At 71.0% G+C, this 5,598-nt stretch carries 3 protein-coding genes; all 3 read left to right on the top strand.

Annotated features, from left to right (window positions below; all coding sequences use genetic code 11):
- Positions 1-881 precede the first annotated feature (881 nt).
- Positions 882-3,068 carry a discoidin domain-containing protein gene (locus Cba03nite_RS36655; RefSeq protein ID WP_373315802.1) on the top strand — a complete coding sequence of 729 codons (2,187 nt, stop codon included), beginning with the start codon at positions 882-884 and terminating at the stop codon, positions 3,066-3,068.
- A gap of 91 nt (positions 3,069-3,159) precedes the next feature.
- Positions 3,160-4,446, top strand: coding sequence for a DUF1996 domain-containing protein (locus Cba03nite_RS36650; protein WP_239126291.1), 1,287 nt, complete (start codon positions 3,160-3,162; stop codon positions 4,444-4,446).
- Positions 4,447-4,608: 162 nt separating this feature from the next.
- The gene (locus Cba03nite_RS36645) at positions 4,609-5,250 is read left to right on the top strand and encodes a DUF305 domain-containing protein (protein WP_203756700.1); all 642 of its coding nucleotides are present in this window, start codon (positions 4,609-4,611) and stop codon (positions 5,248-5,250) included.
- The last annotated feature ends 348 nt before the right edge of the window (positions 5,251-5,598 follow it).

Below are 5,598 nucleotides of genomic sequence, written 5' to 3'. Positions count from 1 at the left end.
CGCGGCGGTGCCCAGCACCAGCGCGGCCGCGATCAGTGGTGCGGCCACGGCCGCGAAACGGCGCCGGCGGCCGGCACCGGTCAGTGCTGAACGCATCAGGAGCTCCTCCAGCTACAGCTACTCAGGGAACTTGCGTGGAACAGAAGTGCAGGTCAATCACTGTTGATCTAGGCGGAGAGCGCTCCCCAGAGAGCGCTCTACCGCATGGCACTGACACTCGCCCCACGCCGCTCGCCTGTCAAGATGCCGTTGCCGTCTCGTTACAAAGCGCGACCTCCCGTCCGATGCCGACGACGCGGCGCCGTCCGGGCGCGCACAGCCACCGCATGACTGAGGGTTCACCCGCCCACCAGCGGACGCAGGCGGCCGCGCGTACGCCCGATCCGGATCGTGCCGACTTCCGCCGGGCCGCCGGCGGCGCCGTGACCGGCCCCGGACGTGCCTGCCGAGGTCACCGAGAAATTTCGGCAACGTTAACGACCTGCGCCTCGATCAAACGTCCAATGACCGCCATTGACATAAGAGCGGTCCTGGACGATTCTTCCAGAGAGCGCTCCCTCACTTGTTTGTCCGGCTTGATGACCTTCGGGCATTAAGTCGTTAGCACGCGGCGATCCGCCGCCCCCGGGCGGTGACGCCGTGCCCCGGGACCGGGCCTCAGCCCCGAGCCGCCGGTCCCGGTCGGCACGCGATCGCGGCATGCACCGCGCCACCGGAAGCGCCACCGCTGATCACCGCACCGACCGAGCTGCGGAGGCGATTCCGGGCACCTGAACGTCGCTCGCACGACGCGCCGCCCCTCCAACGGCGCGCCGGGCGATCCGACGTTTCGCCGCGAGGGCGCTGCCCTCGCGGTCTCGAGCCATCCATCAGGAGATGACATGAGATCCGTCCCGAACGCGGCACCCCCGCCGCGCTCCCCGTCTGTCCGCGGCCGGCGGTGGTACACCGTCGCGGCCGTGGTGGGGGCCATGTTCGCCTCCACCCTCGCCGTGGTCGCCACCTCCGCCAACGCCGCCGACCCCCTGATCTCGCAGGGCAAAACGGCCACCGCCTCCTCGACCGAGAACGCCGCGTTCCCGGCGAGCGCGGCCGTCGACGGCAGCACCGGCACCCGCTGGTCCAGTGCCTTCTCGGACCCGCAGTGGATCCAGGTCGACCTCGGCGGCACCGCGGCCATCAGCCAGGTCGTGCTGAACTGGGAGGCGGCGTACGCGACCGCGTTCCAGATCCAGGTCTCGGCCTCCGCGACCGGCCCGTGGACGAACATCTACAGCACCACCACCGGCACCGGCGGCACGCAGACGCTCGCGGTCAGCGGCTCCGGCCGGTACGTCCGGGTCAACGGCACCGCCCGCGCCACCATCCACGGCTACTCGCTCTACGAGTTCCAGGTCTTCGGCGTGATCGGCGGGGGCGGCGGCTGCGGCACGGCCAACGCCGCGCTGGGCCGCCCGGCCTCGGCCTCCTCGCAGGAGGGCGCGTTCGCCGCGGCCAACGCGTTCGACGGCAGCACCGGCACCCGCTGGTCCAGCGCCTTCGCGGACCCGCAGTGGATCCAGGTGGACCTGGGCAGCGCCCAGAGCATCTGCCAGGTGATCCTGACCTGGGAGGCGGCGTACGCGACCGCGTTCCAGATCCAGGTCTCCGGCTCGGCGACCGGCCCGTGGACGAACATCTACAGCACCACCACCGGCACCGGCGGCACCCAGACGCTGACCGTCTCCGGCAGCGGCCGCTACGTGCGGCTCAACGGCACCGCGCGGGCCACCGCGTGGGGCTACTCGCTGTTCGAGTTCGCGGTGCGCACCGGCGGCACGCCGAGCAACCCGCCGTCCTCGCCGCCGCCCGCCTCCCCGTCGGCGTCCCCGCCGACCTCGCCCTCGCCCAACCCGGGCGGGGAGGTGCTGCTGTCGTACAACAAGCCGGGTGTCGCCTCGTCCTCGCAGGATGACGGCGCCTGCTGGCAGTGCTTCCCGGCGCGCGCGTTCGACCTGGACCCGGCCTCGCGCTGGGCGACCTCGGCCTGGACCGACCCGGGCTGGATCTACGTCGATCTCGGCGCTACGGCCCAGATCAAGCGGGTCGTGCTGCAGTGGGACCCGGCCTTCGCGGTGGCGTACCAGCTGCAGACGTCCAGCGACGCGGTCAACTGGACGCCGATCTACACCACCACGACCAGCACCGGGTTCAAGCAGAACATCACCGTGAACGGCACCGGCCGCTACGTGCGCATGTACGGCACGCAGCGCTCCAACGGCTACGGCTACTCGCTGTGGGAGTTCCAGGTGTACGGCACCGGCGGTGCCCCGACCACGCCGCCGGCCCAGCCGCCGAACCCGACGTTCCCGGCCACCCGCCTGGTGTTCTCCGACGAGTTCAACGGCGCGGCGGGCAGCAAGCCGGACGCGTCCAAGTGGACCATCGACACCGGCACCGGCCAGAACGCCGAGCTGCAGTACTACACGAACAACAACAACGCGAACATGAACGGCGCCGGCCAGTTGGTGATGGAGGCCCGTCGTGAGGCCGCGGGCGGGATGCAGTACACCTCGCACCGGATGAACACGGGCAACAAGTTCCACTTCCAGTACGGCCGGGTCGAGGCCCGGGTGAAGGTGCCCAAGGGCAACGGCTTCTGGCCCGCGTTCTGGATGATGGGCGCCGACTTCCTCACCGGCCGCCCGTGGCCCTACAACGGCGAGATCGACATCATGGAGATCCTCGGCCGGGACACCACCCGCAGCTACACCACGCTGCACGCGCCCGCCTACAACGGCGGCGGCGGGTACGGCTTCGAGAAGGTCTGGGGTATCGACCTCTCCGCCGACTACCACGTCTACGCCGCGCAGTGGGACAGCAACGGCATCCGCTTCTTCGTCGACAGCACGGAGGTGTTCTACGCCAGCAAGGCGACCGTCGAGGCGACCCGCGGCCCGTGGGTCTACGACCACCCGCACTACATGATCCTGAACCTGGCCGTGGGCGGTGACTGGCCGGGCTCGCCCGACGCCAGCACGCCGTTCCCGGCGCAGATGCTGGTCGACTACGTCCGGGTCTACCAGTAGCACGACCGCCGGCTGGGGGCCCCGCAGCCCCGCAGGGCCCCCAGCCCCCAGCGGAAACCCGTCCGTCCCATTCCCGTAGGGAGCAAACACCATGAATCGTCTCGCACCGATTCCTGGCCGCCGGCGGCTACGCACCGCCGGGCTCATCGCCTCCGTCACGGCCGTTCTCGCAACCTACCTGGTCGCCACCACCGGTGGGGCAGCAGCCGCCGAGATCTCGCTCTCCCAGGGCAGGCCGGTCGCCGTCAGCTCGACCGAGAACGGCGGCACGCCGGGCTCGAACGCGGTCGACGGCAACCCCGGCACGCGCTGGTCCAGCGCGTTCTCCGACCCGCAATGGATCCGTATCGATCTCGGCAGCAGCCGGGCGATCACCCGGATCTTCCTGGACTGGGAGGGGGCGTACGCCCGCAACTTCCAGCTCCAGACCTCGGCCGACGGCAACACGTGGAGCACCTTCCACACCACGACCAACCACAACGGCGCCGACCAGTCACTCAACGTGAACGTCTCGGGCCGCTACGTCCGCCTCTACGCCACCGCGCGCGCCACCCAGTGGGGCGTCTCGCTGTGGGAGTTCCAGGTGTTCGGGCAGGACGGCGGCGGCGGTGGGGGCGGCCCGATCGTCCGGGTCGCCGAGTTCCTGGCCGACTGCCCGTTCACGCACCGCCTGCCGGACGACCCGATCGTCTTCCCGAACCTGCCCGGCGGGTCACACATGCATGACTTCATGGGCAACACGTCCACCAACGCGTTCTCGACGTACACGAGCCTGGCCAACGCGGGAACGAACTGCAATCCGATCGAGGACCTGTCGTCGTACTGGGTGCCGACCATGTACGTCAACGACGTGCCCGTCGCCCCCACCGGCACCACGTTCTACTACCTGGGTGAAGGCGTGCGCGACGACATCATCGCGCAGATCCAGGCCCTGCCCGTCGGCCTGCGCATCGTGGCCGGCAACGCCAAGGCCACCAGCGGCGACCAGAGCATCGCCCGCTGGTCCTGCCTGCACCACGGCGAGGTCCCGCCCGGCAAGGACTTCGTCAACTGCCCGTCGGACTCGATGCTGGAGTCGTACCTCGACTTCCCGCAGTGCTGGGACGGCGTCAACCTCGACTCCGCCGATCACAAGAGCCACATGTCGTACCCGGTCAACGGCGCCTGCCCCGCCACGCACCCCGTCCCGGTGCCGAAGCTGCGCCAGGTGCTCCGCTACCCGGTGACCGGCGACCCCGCCCGCATCCGCCTCTCCTCCGGCCGCGGCTACACCATGCACGGCGACTTCTTCAACGCCTGGCCGGCGGCTGAGATGGAGCGCCGAGTCCGCGACTGCATCCGCCCCATCATCAAGTGCGGCGCCAACGGCCGCCCTTGATCTGAAACCCGCGCCGGGCGGGACGGCACCCCTCTCCCGCCCCGCCCGGCGCCCCCACTCTCCCGCGCCGATCTTGCGTGAACTGTGGGGACGACACACTCCCATCGGACATAAAGGCAACAGTTCGCGCAAGATCGCCGCAGAGGCCGGTGGAGGTCCGCGATGAGATTCCGGGTGTACGCGAGCGCGGCGGTGCTGCTGCTCGCGGGGTGCGGCGCCGGCTCCGCGCCGGGAGCGGGCGCGACGGTGTCCGGCCCTCCCGCCGCCGGCGTGGCCGCGTCCGGCGCGCCCGGCGGTGATCCGGCGGGCGGCACGGGCGCAGCCACCCCGCCCGGCGCGGCGACCGTGCCGTCAGCGGGTGCGATCAGCACCGATGTCGCGTGGACGCAGCTGATGATCGCGCTGGACGAGCGCATGCTGGCCGCACTGCGGCTCGCTCCGCAGCGGGCGGGCGACGCCGCGCTGGGCGCGTTCGCCGCCGAGGTGGCGCGTCAGCATGACACCGAGGTCGCCGAGCTGCGCAAGGCGCTGGCCAAGACCGGCGCGCCGGAGACCAACCCGCACGAGGGCCACGACATGCCCGGCATGATCACACAGGAGAACCTCGCGCTGCTGGCCGCGAAGTCGGGCGCCGAGTTCGACACGATGCTGGCCGCGAGCCTGCGCGCGCACTTCGAGCAGTGCCGCATGCTGGCCGGCTCCGAACAGTCCGCCGGCTCCGACCCCGCCGTCAAAGCCCTCGCCGCCACCGTCGAGTCCACCCGCACCGCCGCCCTGTCCCGCCTGGCCGCCGTCACCCCCTGACCTCCCGCCCGGCGCTCCGAGCCCGCCCCGGTCACGCGCGATGTCGGCATGATCGCGACTTCGTGTCACAACCTGCGGTCCCACCACACATTTCGACACGAGAACCCGATCATCGCCACCCCACCCACCCAAGATCGCGTCGATCTTGCACTTAGCGAGGGTAGTTTGGGGCGATTTAGGCGTGTCGCACCCACAGTTCGCGCAAGATCGGCGCGGCAGAGGATGGCGCGGCAGACGGCCGGCGCGACGGAGAGCGGGCGCGGCAGAGGGTGGCGCGGCAGACCGCGGGCGCGGCAGAGGGTGGCGCGGCAGACCGCGGGCGCGGCAGAGGGTGGCGCGGCAGACCGC

It is taken from the genome of Catellatospora bangladeshensis (assembly GCF_016862575.1).
GTDB lineage: Bacteria > Actinomycetota > Actinomycetes > Mycobacteriales > Micromonosporaceae > Catellatospora > Catellatospora bangladeshensis.
Note: the sequence above shows the minus strand (reverse complement) of the source record. Positions and strands in the feature narration are given on the sequence as shown.